This is a genomic window from Pseudoalteromonas luteoviolacea, assembly GCF_001696455.1.
In the GTDB taxonomy this organism is placed as follows: domain Bacteria; phylum Pseudomonadota; class Gammaproteobacteria; order Enterobacterales; family Alteromonadaceae; genus Pseudoalteromonas; species Pseudoalteromonas luteoviolacea_C.
The window spans coordinates 1-23,795 of the sequence record NZ_MAUJ01000001.1 but is presented as its reverse complement, the minus strand read 5'-3'; the positions used below and the strand labels follow the sequence as shown (position 1 = coordinate 23,795).

Sequence of the window (23,795 nt, the reverse complement as noted above, 5' to 3'; positions counted from 1 at the left end):
TACTCCTTAGTCTTGGTTAAGTTTGAAATCAAGTTGAACTTGAATACCAAATTGTTTTTCAGGCTTGCCGTCAACAATTTTTGGTCTGTATTTCCACTTACGAAGTGCTCTTTGCGCTTCACGGTTGAAAATACGCTTCGGTTCAGCTGCGATTACTTTAATATCTTCTACACCACCTAGCTCATTGATTGTAAATTCAAGCTGTACCCAGCCTTCTTTACCATCACGCGCTGCTTGCGGTGGGTATTTAGGTTCAATACGAACGATCGGTGTTGCTTCACCATCACGACCGAAATCACCCGGGCCACTTAGGCCACCTGCCGTACCACCAATATTGATGCTAGGCATATTGAAGCCAATCGCCCCTGCAGCAGGATTTGATGTCTCTGGCTGTGGCGGCTGCGGCTTAGGCGGCTGCTTTGGCGGTGGAGGAGGTGGAGGCGGTACACGCTTCCTCTCCTGCACGTCTGATTCAGGTGGATTCGACATAATCTCGACTATGATCTCTTCCTTTTGGTCGTCTGCCCTATCAGCTCCACCGGAGATTAGGTAAGACATAAAGAAGAACAAGCCGAAAGTTACTGCCCCACCTGCAAGAAGTGAAAACAGAAAACGAATCATTACTTAGCTCCAGCTATTGAAATCTTCAGACCGTCATCAGTTGCCTTGATTTGGTCCATTACCTTCACAACAACACCGTGCTTAGCACCTTTATCCGCTTGGATAATTACTGTCTCAGTTTGTTGTTCAGCCAATAGGTTTTCAAGGTTCGCGCTTACACGCTCAACATCTACTTGACGCTTATCCATCCAAATCTCACCGTTTTCACGGATAGCGATAAAGATGTTCGCATTTTTCTTAGTTTGAGCCTGTGCAGCTTTTGGCTTTTTAACTTCAATGCCTGCCTCTTTAACAAAAGAGGTAGTTACGATGAAGAAGATCAACATGATGAATACGATGTCAAGCATCGGTGTCATATCTACTGCTGCTTCTTCTTCTTCACGAAAACGCTGTTTACGTGCCATATTTATATCTCTCTCTAGTGATGTGGCAAGCTATCGATTAGTTTTTCTTTAGCCATTTTTGCTCTCGCTTCAAGGCGAGTGCTAAAGAATACACCAGATAGTGCCGCAACCATTCCAGCCATTGTTGGTATCGTCGCCATTGAAATGCCTGATGCCATCAAACGCGGGTTACCAGTACCTTGAGTAGCCATGGTTTCGAATACTGAAATCATACCTGTCACTGTACCTAGTAGACCGATTAATGGACACATTGCAACCAATGTTTTGATAATCAACATACGCTCATCTAATTTTTCAGACGCTTCAGAAACCCATGCTTCACGGATTCTGTGTGCGTACCAAGATGTAGTATCTTGGCGGGCATCCCATTTAGCTACAATCCCCTTATGCATTCTAGGGAATTCAACTAATAGGAACCAATAGCGCTCAATCATTAATACCCACATAAGAAAGAGTGCCATTGCGACAACGAATAGTACGTCGCCGCCTGTAGCAACAAAATCCCTGATAGATTCCCACGTCTCCACCAGGACTAGCATTATGCTTTCTCCTTCTCCGCGTGCGCAGCAACGATACCCGCGCTTTGCTCGTCAAGAATATGTAGGATTGATTTACTACGACCAGCAACAATAGCGTGAAGTAGGATTAGTGGTAGCGCAGCAATTAGACCAAGAGCTGTTGTAACAAGTGCTAGAGAGATGTTACCTGCCATGATCTTCGGATCACCAGTACCGAATAGAGTGATTGATTCGAACGTCAAGATCATACCTACAACCGTACCTAGTAGACCTAGTAACGGAGCGATAGCTGCAAGGATCTTGATGATGTTGATACCTGCTTCAATGCGAGGCGTTTCACGTAGAATTGCTTCGTCAAGTTTAAGCTCAAGGTTCTCAACGTCTTGGTTCTTGTTATCGTGGTACACTTTCAAGATACGGCCAAGTGGGTTGTTATCACTTGGGTTATTAGCGTTCTTGATTTGTGACTTGATCTTAGCACCAACTACCATTAGATCTAGGAAACGTACTAATGCGATTAGTGCACCTAGCGCTAACAATGCAGTGATGATGTAACCAACCGTGTCACCTTGGTGCCAACGCTCTTCAACACTTGCTTTTTGCGTGTTTAGACGAAGGATAGCGCCACGAGTTGGATCTACTACGAAAGGAACGTAGCTGCTTGCAGACGTGTTAAGCAGGTCAGAAACTGTTGCAACAACGTTTGAAGCAGGTTGCTTACCTAGCGGAACAATTGATTTGTTCTCTGCATCGTATACAACGTAACCGTCTTTAGTTACAAGGTTGAAGTTACCAATACGAGTAACTTGCTTAACATTGATGTCACCGCTTAGCTCAGCTACTTCAGCTTCGAAAGTAGAAGTCTTAGCTGATTCAGTCATTTCAGTTTGGAATGCAATCCAAAGCTCTTCAAGTTCACGAGTAGTTGGTAGCTCTTTAGCTGCTGCTAGTGAACGAAGAACTTCAGCACGTCCTGGCTTTTCAGCACTTACGATTGACGCTTCGATTGAACCGATTGCATCAGCTGATGAACGACGTACAACACCAAACATCTCACCAAGAGTACCCTGTGCATTTACTAGCTCAGTCTCTTTATCAGCAAGTGTGATTTCGTTTTGCTTGAATTCTTTGTTAAGACGCTCACCACGTGCTTTTTCAGCAGCTAGGTCACGCTTTGCTTTGTTTAGTAGTGCTTGCTTGTCAGCACGCTCAGACAAGAACTCTTGCTCACGAGCTTTGTTAATTTTACCTTCAGAAATACGATTCTGTTTAACTTGCTCAAGGATCTTGTCTAGTGCTTCCGTGTTTGCATGTGCATTCAACGCGGCACCAGCAGAAACTGTTAATGCTGCAGCAACTGCAAAACCTTTAAATAGTTTCTTCATGTTTTATTACTCCGCGCCGAAAATAGGAAGTTTAACTAGTTCTGGGGCAGCCTGACCACGTGCAATACGGATCATGTCTTTGATAGGCTTAAGGTATTCTTCACCTAGAGATTGCCACTGCTTAGCATTGTTGTCCCAAACCCATGCATTCTTTTGATCGAATGATTGAGCAACATATGCGATACGACCTAGACGAGCGAAGTCAACGTTGATGTTTTTACCGTTAATTTCAAGAGAACCTTGAGAAGCTGTCATTGCTGTACCGTATGCAGTTTCAACAGTGTAAGCTTCTAGTACCTGGCGGTACTTCTCTGAAGTAGTTACTTTTGCGTTTGAAAGAGTTTCACGTAGTCTTTCTACGCGCTCTAAACGCTTGTCAGTATCGAACGGGACGTCCGCTTTGATGAATTGCTCGAGTGTATCAATCATGCGATACATCAAAGGCACAACGTCTTGCTTAGTTTTATCAACTGTCGCGATTTGACGCTCTAGAGACTCAATGTTTGCATTTTGGTCCGCTACCAAACGTGCAACGTGGTCGTTGTAAACTTTTAAAAGTTCTGTTTCATCGACAGTAGTGCGGTATTCTGCAATCATTTCGATTGACTGACCGTAAATATTATCAACTTTTTCTTGAGACTTTTGAGCAGCCTTTTGAGTTTGCTGACCTACTTTTTGTATGTCATTCAAAGGATCTGCCATCACATTGCTGCTTGCAAATGCCGCTGCGCCAAATAACGCTGAAGCTACAAGACTCTTTCTGATTTTAACAGACATAGTTCCCAACCAATTAAGTAATGTTACTTTTATAATTTTTGCACTCTACTTGAGAAGAGTACCCCGGATACCTTTTTAGAAGTATCAACCGTGCAATAATGCTAAATGCATCTGCCCATGTCAACTTCATGTTTAAAACTAATTTTGTAATCGCTTTTAGAATAAAATGAAATAAAACATCACATTAACAACAAAACAACCTAAAAAAACTTAAATCACTTACTTTTCATACACAAAGCAACTTAATTAACAATTTATTACAGTTAAAAAATAGCCAAAGATTAAGTTAACCGAGTCTTAAATTCTTTAATTAGGCTATAATTTTCAAACTGTTAGAGCCAAAATTCTATTGAAAAAAATTGCATATAACACAATATTATTGTCCCTAAAAGTTTTTTTCCCGTTCTAAATAATCACATAACGCAATGATTTGACGCTGAAATTCATCCAAAAACAGCGATAAATGGTAGCCATCAACCAAACCATGATGTACCTCTATCGATACAGGCAAACTATTTTTATCTTCATTTAATTTACCAAAAATTATTTTTGGTATCCCTAAATTGTCTTCACTATGCCTTGCATGTTTAAAACTACTAAATTGAAACCAAGGTAAAATTGATACATACACTTGCTCAACCGAGTCGCAATTCGACAAAAACATTTCACCTAATAAAGGCTGAGATAGTCCTACTTCTTTATTTTTTTCTGATTGTCGAATGAATTCATGCACGTTATTGCTTTCGCTTAGCGTGATAAATCTAAAAGTTTTATCTTCTCTCAGAAAAGTACTACTAATCGTCACCTTCTCAGCTTCTACAGGGCCATTATCTACGATACGGTAACGCATAAACTCACATTGCTGGATCGCCCTAGATAAACAATAAAGATAGCAGTAAGTGAAGGACAGATCAGCTTGTGAAGCTTTAATATATAGAGAATCAGTATTGAGATTGGTAGTGATATTGAAGTTTGGATCTGCAAAGTCTTGATAAAACTCAAAGTGCTCTTTACGAGCCCAAGAACTTAAAACGATTTTTTTCATTTTAACAACTATAAAAAAAGGGCGAACTCGCCCTTCAGTATAGCTTTTTCAAGGAAGGATTATAATCCGTTCTCAATGATTTCTTGCGCTAATTCATCTGCAATAATATGCGTTGATTTCTTCTCTTCATCAGAACGCTTGAAAATCTCTGCCAGCGTGTCAAAAATACCTTCAACATGCTTTGTTGCCTGCGCTTCGTTATAACCTTCAGGTTTAGTCTCATAATAAACATTAATGATACCACCAGCATTGATCACATAATCAGGTGCGTAAAGTACACCTTTTTCGCGCAATACATCGCCATGGCGAGGTTCTGCAAGTTGGTTATTTGCACAACCAGCAATGATAGTCGCCTTGATGCGTGGAATCGTTTCATCATTAACAGTCGCACCAAGCGCACACGGTGCATACACATCTACATCAAGGTCATAGATTTCATCAATATCAACCGCAACGGCACCAAAGTCGGTAACCACTCTATCAATCGATGCTTGGTTAATATCAGTAACAAATAACTTCGCACCAGCTTCATGTAAATATTTACAAAGGCCATACGCCACAGCACCAAGACCTTGCACTGCTACTTTTACACCGGCCAAATCTTGATGTCCAAACTTGTGCTGGTAAGCAGCTTTAATACCAAGGAATGTCCCTAGTGCCGTAAATGGAGATGGGTTACCGCTTTTGCCCTCAAGACCTAAAACATAGTCTGTCTCTTTGTGCATCATCATGACATCACCTGTTGTGATATTCACGTCTTCTGCTGAATAGTAGCTACCGCCTAATCGCTCAAGATGTCGACCAAACGCTCTAAAAAGCTCTTCAGATTTAATGCTTTTCGCATCACCAATGATCACTGATTTACCGCCACCAAATGGTAAACGTGCTACTGCATTTTTGTAAGTCATGCCTTTAGAAAGACGTAACACATCATATACCGCGTCTTGATCTTCTGCATAATCCCATAAACGACACCCACCTACTGCTGGGCCCAGCTTAGTACTGTGAACAGCAATAATAGCCTTTAAGCCCGACTTTTCATCTGAGCAAAATACAACTTGTTCATGGTTATCAAATTCAACTTGGTTAAATACAGCCACTTTGATTATTCTCCGATTATTGTCTGAACGTGTCAGATAGCGCTGAAATTGGCCTGACTCTATCATTAACCCCTTAGTCAATCCAGCAAATGAGATGATCTAAGCTCATTGCATCACCAACACGCATATACAATCCAAAATAAATTAAATATAAAGATAAGGTATCCACAAAACCCCATTAAAAAAACATATTTAATTAGAATTACCCTTAAAATTTAAAGCTTCTGTTTACGTAAACGTAAAGCAATAGCTCCCTGTAAGTATAAATTTACACGTATTAGATTCAAATTAAACTGTTAACAACTTTTACGCGAATTCCCCGTTCGTGTATTAAATAGTAAACAGTGGAAAGGTGACAAGTTACGGTATTCGGTAATTTTTGGCTTGCTGAGAGTGAGCACTCTGCGATGGTAAAATGGCAATTGAGAGGTCGGGGAGCAGTCGAAGAACATCGCTTTATTTAAGAAGGTGGTAAAGACCACCTTCTTTGCGTAGCAAGTTTATTTTAACTTACTATCAAGTTCTTCAATTTTTGCTTTCCAGATTGCAGGACCTTGAGTATGTGCATTGGCACCTTCACTGTCTACCGCAACAGTTACTGGCATATCCTCTACTTCAAACTCGTAGATTGCTTCCATCCCCAAGTCTTCAAATGCGACAACACGAGATTTCTTAATCGCCTTTGCAACTAAGTAGGCAGCCCCACCGACAGCCATTAGGTAGACTGCTTTGTTCTGTTTGATTGATTCAACGGTTGCAGGACCACGCTCAGCCTTTCCGATCATGCCAACTAAGCCCGTCTTTTCTAACATCAGATCAGTAAATTTATCCATGCGAGTCGATGTCGTCGGTCCAGCTGGGCCTACAACTTCGTCCCCAACAGCGTCAACTGGTCCAACGTAGTATATAAACTTATTCGTAAAATCAACGCCCTCGGGTAACCCTTGACCAGAATTGATCATTTCTTGAAGACGTTTATGTGCAGCGTCACGGCCAGTTAATATCTTACCAGACAGCAACACTGTTTCGCCCATCTTCCAATCTTGGATATCTTCTTTGGTCAATCTATCAAGGTTAACACGGCGTGTATCTTCACCAACTTCCCAAGTTACTTCAGGCCAATCTTCAAGCTTTGGCGCTTTGAGGTCTGCTGGGCCTGAACCATCTAACGTGAAGTGAACATGACGCGTTGCCGCACAGTTAGGGATCATAACGACTGGTTTTGAAGCTGCGTGCGTAGGTGCGGTTTTAATTTTAACGTCAACAACAGTTGTAAGCCCGCCAAGGCCCTGCGCACCAATACCCAGTTTGTTCGCCCTTTCGAAAATGTCTAAACGTAGCTTTTCTTCAGCCGTCTCAGCACCACGCTCTTGTAGATCATGAATATCCACAGGGTCCATCAGTGATTCTTTTGCCAATACTGCAGCTTTCTCTGCTGTGCCACCAATACCGATACCAATCATACCCGGCGGACACCAACCTGCCCCCATAGTTGGTAGCGTTTTTTCAACCCATGCCGCAACGTCATCAGACGGGTTCAGCATCGCCATTTTAGTTTTGTTTTCTGAGCCACCACCCTTAGCTGCGATCATAACTTCAACTTCTGCACCTGGTACTAAGTCCACGTGTACAACAGACGGCGTGTTGTCTTTAGTATTTTTACGGCTGCCAGCTGGGTCAGCGACTATTGAAGCGCGTAATGGATTATCAGGGTTAGTGTAAGCGCGACGTGTACCTTCATCCACCATTTGCTGGACGGTTAAGTCTGTTTTGTCCCACTTAACATCCATACCAACTTTTACGAAGCATGTAACGATACCCGTATCTTGACACAGTGGACGCTTGCCTTCAGCTGACATGCGTGAGTTAATCAAAATCTGCGCTATTGCGTCTTTTGCAGCTTTGCTCTGTTCATTGTTATACGCTTTTTCTAAAGCTTGTACAAAATCTAGCGGGTGATAAAAAGAAATGTATTGCAGTGCATCTTCAATGCTATCAATAAAATCTTGCTGACGGATAATGCTCATGACGGTTCCTTTATTTGCCATTTAGGGTTACTAAATGGCCTGTACTTGGTAAGTAGAAAAGCGTACTAGCCACAGAGAAATTAATGTTGATCATCAAACCGACTACATGCCCCACGTTTGCTATCAACAACCTTGCTCAGATTGTGGTTATTAGTTATCACTTCTCTACTCTATAGATTCATATCTAATTATGATAACCTCCTCGCCCGTTTCGGGCTAGTTTTCAGGGGCAAGTAAATGATAAATGCACAGAATAAATGCATTGCGGTTGACATTTCTCTCTCTACAGTGGAAGTTTTCGAACAATTTGCGCTACACAAATACGCAATATTGTTAGATTCTAGTGATGCAATACACGAAAATAGTCATTACGACATAATTAGCTTTAAGCCAGCTCATATTCTTGAGGCAAAATCAGGACAAGCCTACCTTGATGGCTTGAGGCAGGAACATAGTGTCTTCGCAATCCTCAAACAAAAGCTGTCAGAGCTCTGCCCAGAGCGTGTCGCAGACTTGCCATTTGTTGGTGGTTGGTTAGGTTACTTCGGATACGATTTAGGACGATACATTGAAAAGTTGCCTGAATCAGCGACAAGGGATATCTCACTGCCAGATATGACTGTTGGCCTGTATTTAGATGCCCTTATCTTCGATAATAAAAAGGAAAAATGGTATTACGTATCTCAGTCGGGCATTAATAGACTAGATGAGTATTTGGCGACCCTTCAGTGCGCCCCCTCTAACCCCAAGCCTTTTAAGCTGTTGGATGACTGGCAGTCAAACATGACTATGCAGCAATATCAAACAAAGTTTGATAAAATTCACCAGTACCTTTTGAGTGGCGACTGTTACCAAATAAACTTAGCCCAGCGTTTTAGTGCTCGCTTTGATGGCTCCCCTTGGCAAGCCTACAAAAAGTTAAGGGCACACAATAAATCCCCATTCGCCGCATTTTATAATCTTGGCGAAGACACCGCGATTGTTTCTGTTTCTCCAGAGCGGTTCATCTCTGTCAAAGCAAGCCATGTGGAAACGAAACCAATCAAAGGCACCTTACCTCGACTTTCAGACCCCATAGCAGATTTGGCACAAGCTAAAACTTTGCAAAACTCAAGTAAAGACAGAGCTGAAAATGTCATGATTGTTGACCTTTTGAGAAATGATCTTGGTAAAGTTGCCAAGGCTGGTACTGTTAACGTGCCAAAGCTATTTGAGATAGAAAGCTTCCCAGCAGTTCATCATCTTGTAAGCACGGTGACCAGTGAACTGGCTGATGGTAAAAATGCCGTCGACCAGCTAGAGGCCGCCTTTCCTGGTGGCTCTATTACGGGTGCCCCCAAAATTAGGGCAATGGAAATAATAGAAGAACTTGAGCCTCACCGACGCAGTGCTTATTGCGGCTCTATGGGCTACCTAAGTGCATGTGGTGATATGGATACCTCAATCACTATCCGCACCCTAGTCTGTGCTGAAAAAACAATTTACTGCTGGGCCGGAGGAGGCATTGTTGCCGATTCTCAGGTAGACGCCGAGTATCAAGAAACTTATCATAAGGTAAATAAGATACTACCTGTACTGAAATGAAACTCGAGCACATAATCAGCAAATATACGCTTTCTAAAAGCGCACACCCACCTTCTCAATTGACGGGGGTGAAAAGTGCTGTGCTTGTGCCGCTAATAGAGTTTGATGGTCAAACTCACATGCTGTTGTGTAAGCGCAACGCCAATCTCAGAGCACATCCGAGTCAAATTTGCTTTCCTGGTGGCAAAATCGAAGCACATGATTCCTCTGTGCAAGATGCTGCTCTACGAGAAACCTTTGAAGAAATCAGCTTAGCGAGAGAATTTGTCACACCGCTGGGACAGCTTGCAACGCATAGCTCCTTGAGCGGATTTCATATTACCCCGATTCTTGCAAAAATTGAAAACAGTGCAACATGGGCACGTACAAGCAGTGAAGTAGACCATGTTTTTACACTCCCAATACGCGATTTAATGATCCCTGAACACTGGCAAAGTTACACTACTCACTTTCGTGGGAAAGTCATAAGCATCAAAGGTTTCATGACACCTCATGGACTTTTATGGGGCGCAACCGCCAGCATTATAACGAAATTTACCAACTCTCTAATTTAATCCTCTCGCAAAACGATATTTTCCATCCGATAACGGGTTACTTCTGCAATAATTAACGTTATTATGTGCGCCCGTTCAGAGGCAATGATGAGTAAAATTTATGATTAGTGCATTTGATATGTTCAGTATCGGTATTGGACCTTCATCGTCCCATACCGTCGGACCGATGCGCGCTTCGCGTCTGTTCGTCAAAGATCTACAAGAAAGTAAATTAATTGACGACGTTACTGCGGTTAAAGTAGAGCTTTTTGGTTCACTGGGTCAAACTGGTATAGGTCATGGCTCAGGAAAAGCGGTTATTCTGGGACTAGCAGGTTACGACCCAGAAACAATTGATGCTGATCTTGTTCCACAAATTCTAGAAAAAATTGAACAAGAGCAAGTTATTTATCTTGATCAACAGCATAAAGCAGATTTCCCTAAACAGGGTGCTGTTGTATTTCACCGCCGTAAGACACTACCTAAACACTCTAACGCGATGGAAATACAAGCCTATAAAGGTGATGAGCTGCTACATAGCCAAATTTACTATTCTATTGGCGGTGGTTTTATTGTCACAGATGAAGATTTTGAAGCTGAAAAACAAGCCGCTTTGGATGTACGTGAGCAAAACCCTGCACCATATTTGTTTGATACAGCAGAAGAGCTATTGTCTATTTGTAAAGAGACTGGCTTGAGTGTCTCTGCATTGATGATGGCCAATGAAAAAACCCTTCGCTCCGAAAGTGATATTAAGCAAGAGCTTTTCAAAATTTGGGAGGTGATGAAAGCATGTATTGAACGCGGTATGCGCACTGAAGGTATTTTACCAGGTGGGTTAAAAGTAAAAAGACGTGCACCAAGCCTTTATTTGAAGCTTAATGTTGAAAATAGTAATGATCCCTTACGTGCTATGGATTGGGTCGATTTATTTGCACTTGCAGTCAACGAAGAAAATGCCGCTGGCGGCCGTGTAGTCACAGCACCCACGAATGGTGCGGCAGGGATCCTTCCTTCAGTTTTGATGTATTATCATACGTTTATCAAAGAAGTAGACATCGAAATTGCTACCCGATACCTATTGACAGCTGCTGCAATTGGCATTCTTTACAAGAAGAACGCGTCTATTTCTGGTGCGGAAGTAGGCTGCCAAGGTGAAGTAGGTGTCGCGTGTTCGATGGCGGCAGGCGCACTGACAGAAATCATGGGCGGAAATGTTGTGCATGTAGAAAATGCTGCTGAAATTGGCATGGAGCATAATCTAGGCCTAACATGCGACCCTGTTGGCGGATTAGTACAAGTGCCTTGTATTGAAAGAAACGCAATGGGTGCTGTAAAAGCAATTAACGCCTCTCGATTGGCGCTTCGTGGAACGGGGGATCAAAAAGTATCTCTAGATAAAGTTATCAAGACGATGCTTGATACCGGTAATGACATGAAGACCAAATACAAAGAAACCGCTCGTGGCGGCCTCGCGGTAAACATTATCGAGTGTTAGATCTTTGCATCTGCATTGAGAAAAATAAAGCCGCACTTTGCGGCTTTATTTTATTGGCAATGTTACATTAGAGAATAATGCATCGACATCGTCTTGGTTTCGCATCAAGCTGGCTTTTTCTACCACATCTTTAGTCAAATGTGGTGCAAAGCGCTCTATGAAATCATACATATAGCCTCTTAAGAAACTGCCCTTTCTGAATCCAATCTTGGTTGTACTCGCTTCAAACAAATGGCTTGCATCGATACAGACTAAGTCTTTATCCGCAACTTCATCTACGGCCATTGTAGCTAAAACACCGACTCCTAAGCCAAGACGCACATACGTTTTAATCACGTCAGCATCTGTCGCGGTAAACACAATATGCGGTTCCAAGCCATGTGCGTTAAATGCTTTATCCAACTCTGATCTGCCAGTAAAACCAAATACATACGTAATCAAAGAGTACTTAGCGACATCTTGAACCGTGATATTTTTACCCAATTGGGCAAGCGGGTGATCTTTGGTCACCACAATACTGCGATTCCAGTGGTAACAAGGCAACATAATCAAATCACCGTACAAGTGAAGTGCCTCAGTCGCAATCGCAAAATCAGCATCACCGCGTGCGGCTGCGTCAGAAATTTGCTGAGGTGTACCTTGATGCATATGCAAAGAGACAGCGGGGTATTTCTGCATAAACCCCTGTATGACAGGCGGTAGCGCGTATCGAGCTTGAGTATGAGTCGTTGCTATATTGAGTTTGCCTTGATCTGGCAGTGTATGCTCATTGGCAACCGCTTTAATGCCTTCAACTTTTGACAATATTTCACGCGCGATGTTGATGATCTCGTTGCCCGCACTGGTAACGTGCGTTAAGTGTTTACCACTTCGACCAAAAATTTGCACACCCAATTCGTCTTCTAGCATACGCACTTGCTTTGAAATGCCTGGTTGAGATGTATAAAGACTCTCAGCGGTAGCAGACACATTCAAATTATGATTCAGTACTTCAACGATGTATTTCAACTGTTGTAATTTCATAACATTGTTTATTTTTTTAGTTGTTATCTAATAAGCGACTTGGTTTACGGGTTAACGCAGAGCGCCGAGTCGGATCCATTCCTAGGCTAGCATATTTATCGAGTAGCTGATAGTAATTGTAACATTTGCGCAATCATATAAGAAATCTGTATTAGATACGTCTATACTGAAAAATGGTGTATTCAAAATCATTTACATACACCTTGTTATTAAAACTATCCAATATACAATTATTTGATGTAAGATAAAAAATATCGCCTTGGGTAGTTTACGTAGAGATTCGGGTATGTTTGTTTCCATAATAATATTATTGATTGTTGCTTTAGTTGTAATTGCAGTGTGGGTTAGTGCTATTCAACAACATAAAGAGAAACAAGAAGCAGAGAGACGCAAAGAGCTGTCAAAGCAAAAACGGATCATCGAAGAGTCTGAGGATGTGTTGCTTAACAGCTCAAACATTCCTATGTCTGGGGATATGCTTCGAATCATCCAAAAGCGTATTCACGACGCCCTTGCGACAATGGTAGAGCTCTCACCAACATCAAGAGAGCTAAAAAACCGCTTACACGAATCTCAAGAGCGTATGAATTCAGATCCAGGTAAACTGAATGACAGCGACAATGTATCTCTTCCTGACAACGACAAACAGTTAATCGCCCTAGTCCAAGGCATTAAAAAGGTAAGACACTTACTGCGTTCAGAGCACAGCAAGGGTAAAGTCGATACTCAAGTTTTCGTAAAAGAAGACCGACGTCTTGAAAAGATTCAGTTAAGAATCAACGTTGAAAGCCAAATTAAACGGGGCCTTTCTGCTAAGACAGCCAATATGGTTGGATCTGCACGCCAATACTTTGAAAAGGCATACGCCACAATCATGGCTGTAACCTACAGTGATGAATACGTCACTGAAAAGAAAAATCAACTTGAAGGGTATTTGAACGAAATTAGCGTAGAGTTAAAAGCATCTAACGCATCTGCGGTTAAGAAAAAAGCAGAAAAAGAAAAGGACGACCTAGACGTCCTTTTCGCACCAAAAAAGAAGTGGTGATCAGCTAAAAGCAAACTTTAGCGTAAACAAAATAGTTAATACCCAAACACTGATAGAAATTTCAACTTTCCTATTACAAGCTAACTTGACCGCTGTGTATGCGATAAACCCAAGAGCAATACCGTGTGCAATCGAAAAGGTAAGGGGCGTCATTAACAGCACCACGCTTACAGGAATTGCATCGGTCATATCATCCCAGTTAACTAATTTTAAGTTTTGTAGCATCAAAACCGCAACGTAAAGAATCGCACCGGCTGTAGCGTAAGCTGGTACCATTTGCGCCAGTGGGGCAAAAAACATCATTAGAAGAAAGCAAACACCCACAACCACAGCTGTGAGACCCGTCCTACCGCCAACGGAAACGCCTGATACAGATTCGATGTAAGAAGTCGTTGTGGATGTGCCTAAAAACGAACCTGCTACTGTAGCCGTGCTGTCCGCTGATAGCGCTCGTCCTAAGCGGGGCATATTCCCTTTTTCATCTGCAATTCCTGCTTTTTGAGTCACCGCTACCAGAGTGCCACTTGTATCAAATAGATCTACAAATAAAAATGCGAACACAACGCTGAGCATAGTTACTTCCAGCGCGCCAGCTATGTCTAACTGTCCAAATGTGGGTGCAATACTAGGTGGTACGGAAACAATACCAGAATACTCAACAAGACCTGCACCCCAAGCAATTAGAGTAACGAGCAAAATACTAATAAGTACGCCGCTTTTAAACTCTCTATACATCAGTGCTGTAATAACAAATAAACTAAAAATAGCGAGCAAAGGGCCTGGACTTGTGATGTCACCCAGTTGAACGAAGGTAGCCGGGCTAGAAACGATAATTTCAGAGTTCTTCAGAGCAATTAAAGCTAAAAAAGCACCTATGCCAGTCGCGATTGCTCGCTTCAATACCACAGGGATTGCTTGAATAACCCATTCTCTTATTTTAAAAATACTTAATAGTAAAAATAAGCAACCGGATAAAAATACAGCCCCTAATGCAGTCTGCCAACTGTGCCCCATTCCAAGCACAACACCGTAAGTAAAAAATGCATTGAGACCCATACCGGGTGCCAGCGCCAGTGGATAGTTGGCCCAGAAGCCCATAATGAAGCACCCTATCGCGGCCGCTAAACAAGTAGCGACAAAAGCTGCACCATGGTCAATGCCTGCTTGAGCAAGCATTGCTGGGTTAACAAACACAATGTAAACCATCGTAATAAACGTAGTCAGGCCGGCCACTACCTCAGTCTTTGCATCGGTTTGAAGTGCCTTGAGCGAAAAAAGTCTTTCTAGCATGTCTTTGTATTTTAAATAGAAACGGGGCCGCAATTTTACCATAAATCGTTCTCTTTATCGGACAAATAAAGCAAAAATCAGCTACACTGTAGGCTAGGTTGTAATAAGTGAAGTGAGTATGAAAAACAGTCAATCTACAAAGGCTTACAGTGGTGACTTAGAGCAACAGCTGTTAAATGTGCTCGAATTTGTAACTCAAGAGCCAGATCCAAAGCACCAATGGCCAAAGGGGCAAGAACCCGAACAAGCATATAAAAAGGGCCTCTACTACATAAAGGAAAAACAATATCCTTTGGCTGCTAAATGGATGAGACTAGCAGCTATGTCTGGGGATAATAAAGCGCAATTCTATCTAGGACTTCTTTTCATAAAAGGGCAAGGCGTACCTAAAAGTGTATTTCATGGTGTCGCTTGGCTTAGTCTCGCTCAAAGCCAAGGGAATATGGCAGCAGAAAGTACTTTAAAAGAAGTTAGACCTCATTTAACTACAAAGCGCTATTTAGATGCGCAGTGCTATGCGGCAACATTATATGAGCAAATCCATCAGCTAAATCATTTTAAAACATAAGGTTAACCTAAATTAGGAATAAGCATCAAAAAAAAGATTAAAAAAACATCACATGTAACCTTGATCAAAAGCGCTGTATGAAATACTGTATATATACTGTATAAACAATCAGTATTAAAATTATGTTACATACTTCGACCATATTAAAAGCACGTGCATCAAGCCTACCAACTCAGGCTAACTTTAATATTGTAAATACATATGATGAAGCTACCACCAGCTTAGAACTTATGAAAATATTGGGTTTTTGCAATTCTAAAGCTGGTTGGACATTATTGATAGCACCCAACCACACTATCAGTAAGTCTATGCTAGATGACTGTGACATTGACATAAACAAGCTGCTGGTTTTAAAGCTCAAAGATCTGATAAACTTAGAGCATACTTTAGATTGCGCCCTGCATAATGGTAACTTTGCAGCTGTAATAACATGGCCGGGGATATTGTCAACCCGACAAATGCAACAGCGAAGTCTAAACAACTCGGAAACAACCCTGTTTTGTTTTAAAGAAGTTTGTAAACTACCAATGTCAGAGGTCGCACATTAATTATTAGGTTTTATATGTGTTTTTGTGGTCAAGCTCTGCCTTTCGAACAATGCTGTAATCTTATTATTACTGGAAAGAGCAAGCCAGAAAATGCCGAGCAGTTGATGCGCTCGAGGTATAGCGCATATTGTGCGAAAAATGGCGAGTATATAGTCAACACCTATGCTGCGGAAAAACGCCTTGAACATACCGTTGAAGATATACTCCTATTTGCTAATCAAGTCGAGTTTGTTCATTTAGACGTCATCAACACAGGTCAAGACCAAAACTTCCAGTACGTTGAATTTAAAGCCTCTTATCTAGATGGCCAACAACTAGAAGTACTTCACGAACGTTCTCGATTTATTAAAGAGGATGGGAAATGGGTTTATCTCGACGGTAACTTATTTCCTTGTGAAGGGAAAAAAGTAAGCCGAAACGATCCTTGTCCGTGCTTAAGTGGGAAAAAGTTTAAAAAGTGCCATGGCTAATATCTGCTATTTATGAAGATACCCTTCAGTCATTGATGTTTATTATTATACTGAAGCACAGGCACACCCTTTGTGTTTCAAGTAGAATTACCTTGCTATACCGCTACTCGTAATTGAGATTGCATTTCGCCGCTAGCCAACTGATCATAAAATCCTGCGGCGTCCATTCCCCGCTCTTGGAGTTTTATTTCTGGGTTTTGCTGTTTAATTAGCTTAGCCCTAACAGCTGGCTCTAAGTTTTCAACCACTGAAAGCGGTACATGCAATTTGTTATCTCGGATATGAAGCGGTTCAGGATCTAAACATTCATTCAACTTAATGTCTTCTAAACCACCATCTTTTACGAAATAACGATTGTATTGACCAATTAGAAAGTCATATTCTGCAGGTGCAAGTGGCTTCTTAGGCCCAATTTGCAACTCCTTTTTTAGCGCGTCTTCTGACTTATCTTGCTCGTCAACTGCGGAGCGAGGAAAGTCAAATTGACTAAAATCTAACGCATCTTGAGACAACGCACTCAGTAGCAACGCGAAGTCTCCTCGTCGCGATTCGTGCACACTTAAATTTAGGGCAATGCCTAACTGTGCCTCCTTGAGTAACAATTGTTCTATCTGCATGGATTTTCGCCAAAAAATTCAAAGTCTGAAAATTTATCGGCATTTTTTAAAAAAACTTTAGGACATTTCTTTACATCGACAAAAACTTTGATATTATCAGCGCCGTTGTTGAGGAGGGGTTCCCGAGCGGCCAAAGGGATCAGACTGTAAATCTGACGGCTCAGCCTTCGCTGGTTCGAATCCAGCTCCCTCCACCACTCTTTCTTATCTTACTTCGAAATTATTTCAACTTTAATTACCAATCGGTGATTGTTCTTCCATATTCTTTTAGATATTTCTTGGCTTCTACGTGGTTTTGATCAAATCGCGAAACAATAGTCCAAAATGCAGTGTTGTGTGCCATCACATGATAATGTGCAAGTTCATGTACAATTACATAGTTGATAACCCATTTAGGAGCTCCCAATAGCGCGCAATTAAAAGCAATAACACCAGCGGACGACAAACTCCCCCACCTTCTTTTATAAAATCTAATTTTTAGTGACTTGTATTCAGATTTCATTAAATCCTTGTATTGTGGTAATGCAGATTGTAAGTACTCACTTAGTCCCTTTTTGAATAATTGTTTTACTTCAAAAATGGCGGCTTGTTTATCTTCTTGCCAATCAGAGACCAAATACACCTTTCGGCTATCATGATCGATTTCACTTTTAGAAGCACCATTGACCAAACCATACTCATGTCCAAACACCAGTATTTTGTTCACAGACCACAAAGTGTCGGGTTGCTGCTCATTTAATGACTTTTGCTTCTCTAAAACCCATTCTTGCTTTGAACTAACCCAACCAGACAACCAAGATTTACAAATATTATGCGGCGCATAGACACTTACTCCTGATGATCGCACTTTGATAGCCACAGTCTTTCTGCGTTTACTTAGTTTAAGTTGATAATTGAATTCCATAGAAAATTTGCTGTTTTTTTCGTTTAAATCTGAGATTTGCTGCTACCTTTATAATTACCATGAGAAAAAATAAGTTGCCATGAACAACAAACCAAAGTGCCAGTATATCTCACCTGATGGTCACAGTTGCCAAGAAATCGATATGGGTTCTGGGTATTGTTTTTGGCATGATGCAAAGTTTGATAAAAGTGGTTTGGAATTATCACAAAAACTCGAGCGATATGCTAAAAAAGGAGGCTTGTTACAAGGGTTAGAATTAAAAAGAGCGAACTTGGAAGGTCTAAATCTGGTTAAATTTAATGATCACAATGGTTATGACTTATCTTATAGTAACTTCTATCGCGCAAATCTGCATGGCGCACACCTATTCAACAGTACAATAAAAAATGCGTCTTTAATGAAAGCTGATTTACGTGATGCAAACTTGCACTGCTGTAAACTTGAAAACACAAACATTTTAGGTGTCAAACTGAATGCCACAAGAATTGACAACTTAGTGTTAGGCGACAAACTCCTGCAAGAAAACCAAGCCATTGAAGCAACAAAACAAAAAAATTACGAAGAAGCGCAAGATTTATATTTACAAAGCGAAGAAATATATAGATTGCTGAGAAAAGGCGCCGAACAGCAAGGTCTGTTTGAAATGGCCGGTAAATACACATACAGTGAATTACGCATGCGCCATGCGCAGTACCCCAAATATTCTAAAAAACGCATGGTATCAAGCTTTATCGATATGCTGTGTGGTTATGGTGAAAAACCAGAAAATGTCATTCGATTTAGTTTAGGAATGATTTTACTGTGTGCACTTTGCTACTTTGTCCTTGGCATCAATTACAATGATGAAACTATTCGTATCGACACATCTGCCACATTTGAAGATAACCTTCATGCTATGTTCAATTGTTTCTACTTCAGCGTTGTAACATTTACAACGTTGGGTTATGGCGATATAACCCCTGTGGGGATAACTCGCCTCATAGCCACGATAGAAGCCTTTATTGGCAGCTTTTCCTTGGCACTGTTCGTCGTTGTGTTTGTAAAGCGAATGACACGCTAAAAAACGTGCCGCCCTTTACTCTTCAATTTCACGCGCTAATTCATCAAGGAATTGCTGCATAAACGCCGTGCGGCGTTGTGCTTCTTTTTTGGCGGCTTTTGTATGCATTTGAGATTCGATATGCATCAGCTTAATGAAGAAGTGATCAAGCGTATAATTTTTATCATCCGGCTCTCTATCGGCACAAAACGGATCTCCTGTGTGGTATAGATGCCTAGCAATTGCGCCGCCAACTTTCATACAACGACTTACGCCGATTGCTCCCAATGCATCCATTCTGTCTGCATCTTGTACTATTTGGGCCTCTAACGTTGTCGGTGGCACATTTGCACTAAAGCTGTGGGCAACAATTGCATGATGTATTCCCTCCAGCTTTTCCTGTGGATACCCTATTTCAATCAAGAAACGTTCAGCTTTATCGGCGGCAAGCTTTGAAGCCTTTGCTCTGTCTGGGTGGTTTTTCGCAACCGCCACACAATCATGGAGCCACGCAGCTGGTACTACAATATCTAAATCTGCACCTTCTTCAACAGCCAATTGTTTAGCTGTCTTGACAACTCTTTGTACGTGAGAAAGGTCATGTGCCGTATCAGCAAAAGGAGTTCCAAGCATAAATTCCTTAAATACTTGCTCAAAGTCATTCATATTTACAATCATTTTTAATTAAACCTTATCCTTCACATTGTATGTTGGAACCCCCTTCACTAAAATGACAGGATTCTACTTAGTAAGGAATTTATATGTCTTGCGCGCTGTATTTACAACCCGGCCGAGAAAAATCTCTTAAAAGAAAACACCCTTGGATATTCTCCAAAGCAATAAAAAAGATCAAAGGTAAACCAGGACTTGGAGATATTGTAAAAGTCTACAGTCATGATGGGCAATATTTAGCTACCGCAGCATATAGCCCAAGTTCTCAAATTAGAGCCAGAATTTGGACATTTGATGAATCAGAGCAAATAGATCAGAGTTTCTTTAAACGCAGACTCAGCCGTGCATTACAGGTCAGAGAATACGTGATCGAGGAAGGTGGCCTAACTGGCTTCAGATTAAGTGCAGCGGAGTCAGATGGCTTACCAGGCATCACAATTGATAAGTTTGACGATTATCTTGTGTGTCAACTTTTAAGTGCCGGAGCAGAAAGGCATAAAGGCGAAATAGTTGCCGCTTTAAGAGAACTATTTCCAGATTGTGCTGTATACGAACGCTCAGACGTTGATGTACGAAAAAAAGAGGGACTGGAAAAAATAACAGGCCCGCTACATGGCGACGCACCAAAAGAAGCTGTTTTAATTGAAGAAAATGGCTTGAAATTAGAGGTCGATATCATCAACGGCCACAAAACTGGGTTTTATCTCGATCAGCGTGATAGTAGAGCGGCTCTGGAGCGCTTTTCTAAAGGAAAAAGTGTTTTAAACTGCTTTTGCTACACAGGTACATTCAGCCTGTATGCCCTAAGAGGTGGCTGTGAAGAGGTAACAAATGTAGATGTATCTCAACCTGCCTTAGATACTGCAAAAAGAAATGTTGAACACAACAACCTTGATTTGAGTAAAGTAGACTTTGTAAAAAAAGATGTTTTTAAACTACTTAGAGAATATAGAGAGCAAGGCAAGCAATTTGACACCATAGTCATGGATCCCCCTAAGTTTGCAGAGAGCAAAGCGCAATTAACTGGTGCATGTCGAGGCTATAAAGATATAAACATGCTGGCGATGCAGCTGCTCAAGTCAGGAGGGACGCTATTGACCTTCTCATGCTCTGGGTTGATGGACCAAAATTTGTTTCAAAAAGTCGTCGCGGATGCCGCACTGGATGCGAAACGTGACTTGGTCATTATGGAGCGGTTAAACCAAGCTCCAGATCATCCTATTGCAGGCTTTTATCCGGAAGGGTTTTACCTCAAAGGGTTAATTTGTAAAGTCTACTAACACAAAAAGGGAGCCTAAGCTCCCTTTTAGCTATCTCTTAGTAGCTACCTTTTAGCGTTACGCCAGAGTAATTATTGTAACCACGTAACATGATGTGGTAAGTCGCTGCACCACCGTTATTAGTGAGCGAGCAAGTTTCACTGTTACCGTTGCGGTATGGTCTACAATCATATGTAGAAGTTGTTGGTGCTTGGCCTTTTCTTACATATAAGTCTGCATCACCTGTACCACCTGAGATCTCAACACTGAGCGTTGAGTTTGCTGGTACATCAATTGTGTATGCGACTTCACTGCCTGATGCGCCAGATAAACCAGTTACAGGTACACCATTTTCAAGGCAATTCGCTCCACAGCCACCATTACCAGTTGACGTTGCTGCCACTAAGCTAGCGCCAGAGTATGCAGAGTAGCCATGTAGCATAATGTACCAATCACCCGCTGCAGGGTTGTTGATAGTACATACTTCATCGTTACCATTTTTATATGGGCGACAAGTATAGCTGCTTTGAGTTGCCTTCTGACCTAGCTGTACGTATAGATCAGCGTCACCCGTACCACCCGACAAAGTAACAGTGAGTGTGTCTTTACCAGCCGGTACTTTAAATAGGTAGTGTGTTTCGCTGCCAGACGCACCACTTGCACCCACTGCAACACCGTCATCTAATTCAGGCACTGTTGGTGGTGGAGGAGGAGGCGTGCTATCCGCTAATGAGAATACTAACTCGTTAGGAGAGCCTGATTTAGCGTCGCTTACTTTATCTTTCGAACTACGTGAGCTCAATAGCGCGTCAATTTGACTCGGTGTCAAACTTGGGTTTTCGTCTAGATACAATGCAACAACCCCGGCAACATGAGGTGCAGCCATTGAAGTACCACTAATGGTATTGGTTGCAGAGTCTGAGTTGTACCAAGCTGACTTAATGCTTGAGCCTGGCGCATAAATATCAAGACAGTTACCGTAGTTTGAGAAACTTGAACGCGCATCTGAGCTGGTCGTTGAGCCCACGGTTACTGCATCCGCTGCTCTTGCTGGTGAATAGTTACACGCGTTACTGTTGTCGTTACCCGCAGCGACAACGAAGGTAACACCCGATGCAACAGCTGTGTTTACCGCATCATCCACTGCCTGAGAAACACCACCACCTAAACTCATATTTGCAACAGATGGGCCTGACGCATTATCTTTAACCCAGTTAATCCCTGAGATAACACCAGAATATGAACCAGAACCTGTACAGCCCAGCACGCGAACACCAACTACGTTTACATTCTTAGCAACACCATATGCACCGCCACCGATAGTACCCGCTACGTGAGTACCATGACCGTTACAGTCACTTGAATCTGCATCGTTGTCAACAAAGTCATAACCGTGGCTTGCACGACCACCAAACTCAGCGTGCGAGATACGTACGCCTGTATCGATAACGTATGCAGTTACGCCTGAGCCGTCATAATCATAGTGATAGTTGCTATTTAAAGGTAAGTCTCTTTGATCTACCCTATCCAAGCCCCAAATTGCATTTCCTTGGTCTGCACTTGCATCTACCATAGGCGTAATGGTGACGATCTGGTCTTGCTCAATGTAGTCGATGCTAGGATTGCTAAGCAATTCTTGTACTTTTTGTTTAGAAGCATTTACTACTACACCATTTAAAACACCGTTGAAGCTTTTAGTAACTTGCACATTGTGCTGCGTCGTAAGTGCTTGTGCTTGACTAGTCGCATAACTAGATATCGCTGCACTACTTGCCGCATTTATTACTGCAGGTGTTTTGAATACTACGATGTATTGATCTTCAATCGCTTTACTTTGGTCAACCGACATCATTTGAGCTTGAGCTAAACAGCTACCTGACATGCCTGCCAATACCGCAAAAGCGAGTGTGTTTAATTTACGCATACTTGTTCCTTTATTATGTCATTTGGTTAATTTCCAATCAAAATGTAGCGCAATTGTAGGATTAATACACAACAAATTTAACTTATATTTAACCTAATTCACGTTATTTTGTAAGCAAAAATTTACAATAGAAAGTTTTATTCATTAATTTCAATCCTTAAACAAACATAATTCAAGTTGAGTCATTATTTTGAGATAGATTTTTTCTAATCCGTAATATTTGAAACTTTAAGTATATTTTTCAGATATTTATTTTTATTCAAAAAGTAAGCCCGATTGAATTTACTACTTTGAAAAATTCAGCAATAGTGCAAATAGGCATAAGTAAGCTGAAAATTTAATTTTTTCAATATATGAAATCGTGACTTTATTTCATGATCGTGAATCATAAACCTGAATTAATGCAGCCAAGGGTGAAGAATGACCGAAACAAAGTTTCGCAAGTATGGTGTAAAAGGTTAGCGACAGCGAACGCAGTGAGTGCGTTTCCTTTGCGCAAGTGTAGTGTAAAGGATTAACGATAATGAGCGCAGCGAATACGTTTGCTTTGCGCAAGGTGAAATAAGACATTTTAACAAGCGGTGAGGGAGTCATGACCCAACAAGTTCCAATTATGAACGACTTTAAATGATACTTAGAGTCCATATCAATGCCAGTGAAAGTTACTTGCTTCACCTTGCGCTAAAGTCGCACTAAAGCACGATTTAGCACCACAAACGCAGTGAGCACGCTTCTTTTTTCGCAAGGGTGACGAATGACCGAAACGAAGTTTCGCAGCATGAGGAAGTGAGCGCATGGATGCGCAATGGGACCCAGCTTCAGGGATGAATTAAGTGCAAAGGGTTAGCGACAGCGAACGCAGTGAGCGCGTTTCCTTTGCGCAATGTAGTGCAAAGGATTAACGATAATGAGCGCAGCGAATACGTTTGCTTTGCGCAAGG

Annotated in this window: 23 protein-coding genes and 1 tRNA gene; 10 read left to right on the top strand and 14 right to left on the bottom strand. The window is 41.6% G+C overall.

Annotated features, from left to right (window positions below):
* Positions 1-6: 6 nt before the first annotated feature.
* The 8 genes from A7985_RS00120 to A7985_RS00085 all read right to left on the bottom strand — a co-directional run bounded on the left by A7985_RS00120 (position 7) and on the right by A7985_RS00085 (position 7,877).
* Positions 7-621 carry an energy transducer TonB gene (locus A7985_RS00120; protein ID WP_065788430.1) on the bottom strand — a complete coding sequence of 205 codons (615 nt, stop codon included), beginning with the start codon at positions 619-621 and terminating at the stop codon, positions 7-9.
* The gene (locus A7985_RS00115; RefSeq protein ID WP_023402250.1) at positions 621-1,025 is read right to left on the bottom strand and encodes an ExbD/TolR family protein; all 405 of its coding nucleotides are present in this window, start codon (positions 1,023-1,025) and stop codon (positions 621-623) included. The genes A7985_RS00120 and A7985_RS00115 overlap by 1 nt, the downstream gene beginning before the upstream one ends.
* A 14-nt stretch (positions 1,026-1,039) precedes the next feature.
* On the bottom strand, positions 1,040-1,564 hold the full coding sequence (locus A7985_RS00110) for a MotA/TolQ/ExbB proton channel family protein (RefSeq protein ID WP_023402251.1): 525 nt from the start codon (positions 1,562-1,564) through the stop codon (positions 1,040-1,042).
* Positions 1,564-2,928 (bottom strand): MotA/TolQ/ExbB proton channel family protein, encoded by a 1,365-nt coding sequence (locus A7985_RS00105; protein WP_065788429.1) that lies wholly within the window; start codon positions 2,926-2,928, stop codon positions 1,564-1,566. The genes A7985_RS00110 and A7985_RS00105 overlap by 1 nt, the downstream gene beginning before the upstream one ends.
* A gap of 6 nt (positions 2,929-2,934) precedes the next feature.
* On the bottom strand, positions 2,935-3,705 hold the full coding sequence (locus A7985_RS00100; RefSeq protein WP_065788428.1) for a DUF3450 domain-containing protein: 771 nt from the start codon (positions 3,703-3,705) through the stop codon (positions 2,935-2,937).
* Between the two features lie 385 nt (positions 3,706-4,090).
* Positions 4,091-4,750, bottom strand: a complete 660-nt coding sequence (locus A7985_RS00095) for a CatA-like O-acetyltransferase (RefSeq protein WP_065788427.1) — start codon at positions 4,748-4,750, stop codon at positions 4,091-4,093.
* Between the two features lie 59 nt (positions 4,751-4,809).
* Entirely contained in the window at positions 4,810-5,850 is a 1,041-nt protein-coding gene (locus tag A7985_RS00090) for a Leu/Phe/Val dehydrogenase (protein WP_065789975.1), read from the bottom strand.
* Between the two features lie 500 nt (positions 5,851-6,350).
* Complete coding sequence (locus A7985_RS00085; protein ID WP_065788426.1) at positions 6,351-7,877, bottom strand: fumarate hydratase; 1,527 nt, start codon at positions 7,875-7,877, stop codon at positions 6,351-6,353.
* A 237-nt stretch (positions 7,878-8,114) separates the two neighbouring features.
* On the opposite strand from A7985_RS00085, the gene pabB reads away from it, so the two are divergent.
* From pabB to A7985_RS00070, 3 genes are all read left to right on the top strand, one after another.
* Complete coding sequence (gene pabB, locus A7985_RS00080; RefSeq protein WP_065788425.1) at positions 8,115-9,461, top strand: aminodeoxychorismate synthase component I; 1,347 nt, start codon at positions 8,115-8,117, stop codon at positions 9,459-9,461.
* Positions 9,458-10,015 carry an NUDIX hydrolase gene (locus tag A7985_RS00075; RefSeq protein WP_065788424.1) on the top strand — a complete coding sequence of 186 codons (558 nt, stop codon included), beginning with the start codon at positions 9,458-9,460 and terminating at the stop codon, positions 10,013-10,015. The genes pabB and A7985_RS00075 overlap by 4 nt, the downstream gene beginning before the upstream one ends.
* Positions 10,016-10,115: 100 nt before the next feature.
* Entirely contained in the window at positions 10,116-11,492 is a 1,377-nt protein-coding gene (locus tag A7985_RS00070) for an L-serine ammonia-lyase (RefSeq protein ID WP_065788423.1), read from the top strand.
* A 45-nt stretch (positions 11,493-11,537) separates the two neighbouring features.
* On the opposite strand, the gene cysB is transcribed toward A7985_RS00070, so the two are convergent.
* Positions 11,538-12,515 (bottom strand): HTH-type transcriptional regulator CysB, encoded by a 978-nt coding sequence (cysB, locus tag A7985_RS00065; protein ID WP_065788422.1) that lies wholly within the window; start codon positions 12,513-12,515, stop codon positions 11,538-11,540.
* Between the two features lie 286 nt (positions 12,516-12,801).
* On the opposite strand from cysB, the gene A7985_RS00060 reads away from it, so the two are divergent.
* On the top strand, positions 12,802-13,563 hold the full coding sequence (locus A7985_RS00060) for a hypothetical protein (RefSeq protein WP_063372924.1): 762 nt from the start codon (positions 12,802-12,804) through the stop codon (positions 13,561-13,563).
* On the opposite strand, the gene A7985_RS00055 is transcribed toward A7985_RS00060, so the two are convergent.
* Complete coding sequence (locus A7985_RS00055) at positions 13,564-14,853, bottom strand: NCS2 family permease (RefSeq protein ID WP_065789974.1); 1,290 nt, start codon at positions 14,851-14,853, stop codon at positions 13,564-13,566.
* Between the two features lie 118 nt (positions 14,854-14,971).
* Here A7985_RS00055 and A7985_RS00050 point away from each other — a divergent pair, with 118 nt between their 5' ends.
* The 3 genes from A7985_RS00050 to A7985_RS00040 all read left to right on the top strand — a co-directional run bounded on the left by A7985_RS00050 (position 14,972) and on the right by A7985_RS00040 (position 16,439).
* Complete coding sequence (locus A7985_RS00050) at positions 14,972-15,421, top strand: sel1 repeat family protein (protein ID WP_065788421.1); 450 nt, start codon at positions 14,972-14,974, stop codon at positions 15,419-15,421.
* 122 nt (positions 15,422-15,543) lie between these two features.
* On the top strand, positions 15,544-15,969 hold the full coding sequence (locus tag A7985_RS00045) for a SulA-like leucine-rich domain-containing protein (protein ID WP_065788420.1): 426 nt from the start codon (positions 15,544-15,546) through the stop codon (positions 15,967-15,969).
* Between the two features lie 14 nt (positions 15,970-15,983).
* Complete coding sequence (locus tag A7985_RS00040; RefSeq protein WP_065788419.1) at positions 15,984-16,439, top strand: YchJ family protein; 456 nt, start codon at positions 15,984-15,986, stop codon at positions 16,437-16,439.
* Positions 16,440-16,534: 95 nt separating this feature from the next.
* Here A7985_RS00040 and A7985_RS00035 read toward each other — a convergent pair whose 3' ends face one another.
* Positions 16,535-17,056, bottom strand: coding sequence for a VC2046/SO_2500 family protein (locus A7985_RS00035; RefSeq protein ID WP_065788418.1), 522 nt, complete (start codon positions 17,054-17,056; stop codon positions 16,535-16,537).
* Between the two features lie 112 nt (positions 17,057-17,168).
* Here A7985_RS00035 and A7985_RS00030 point away from each other — a divergent pair.
* Positions 17,169-17,253, top strand: a tRNA-Tyr gene (locus A7985_RS00030).
* A gap of 38 nt (positions 17,254-17,291) precedes the next feature.
* Here the strand turns inward: A7985_RS00030 and A7985_RS00025 are convergent.
* Positions 17,292-17,960, bottom strand: coding sequence for a M48 family metallopeptidase (locus A7985_RS00025; protein WP_065788417.1), 669 nt, complete (start codon positions 17,958-17,960; stop codon positions 17,292-17,294).
* Between the two features lie 79 nt (positions 17,961-18,039).
* On the opposite strand from A7985_RS00025, the gene A7985_RS00020 reads away from it, so the two are divergent.
* Complete coding sequence (locus tag A7985_RS00020) at positions 18,040-19,020, top strand: ion channel (RefSeq protein WP_065788416.1); 981 nt, start codon at positions 18,040-18,042, stop codon at positions 19,018-19,020.
* A 15-nt stretch (positions 19,021-19,035) separates the two neighbouring features.
* On the opposite strand, the gene A7985_RS00015 is transcribed toward A7985_RS00020, so the two are convergent.
* Positions 19,036-19,665, bottom strand: coding sequence for an HD domain-containing protein (locus A7985_RS00015; protein WP_247684939.1), 630 nt, complete (start codon positions 19,663-19,665; stop codon positions 19,036-19,038).
* A gap of 95 nt (positions 19,666-19,760) precedes the next feature.
* Here A7985_RS00015 and A7985_RS00010 point away from each other — a divergent pair, with 95 nt between their 5' ends.
* On the top strand, positions 19,761-20,951 hold the full coding sequence (locus A7985_RS00010) for a class I SAM-dependent methyltransferase (RefSeq protein WP_065788414.1): 1,191 nt from the start codon (positions 19,761-19,763) through the stop codon (positions 20,949-20,951).
* 37 nt (positions 20,952-20,988) lie between these two features.
* Here the strand turns inward: A7985_RS00010 and A7985_RS00005 are convergent, their stop codons facing one another.
* Positions 20,989-22,854 carry a S8 family serine peptidase gene (locus A7985_RS00005; RefSeq protein ID WP_065788413.1) on the bottom strand — a complete coding sequence of 622 codons (1,866 nt, stop codon included), beginning with the start codon at positions 22,852-22,854 and terminating at the stop codon, positions 20,989-20,991.
* Between the last annotated feature and the right edge of the window lie 941 nt (positions 22,855-23,795).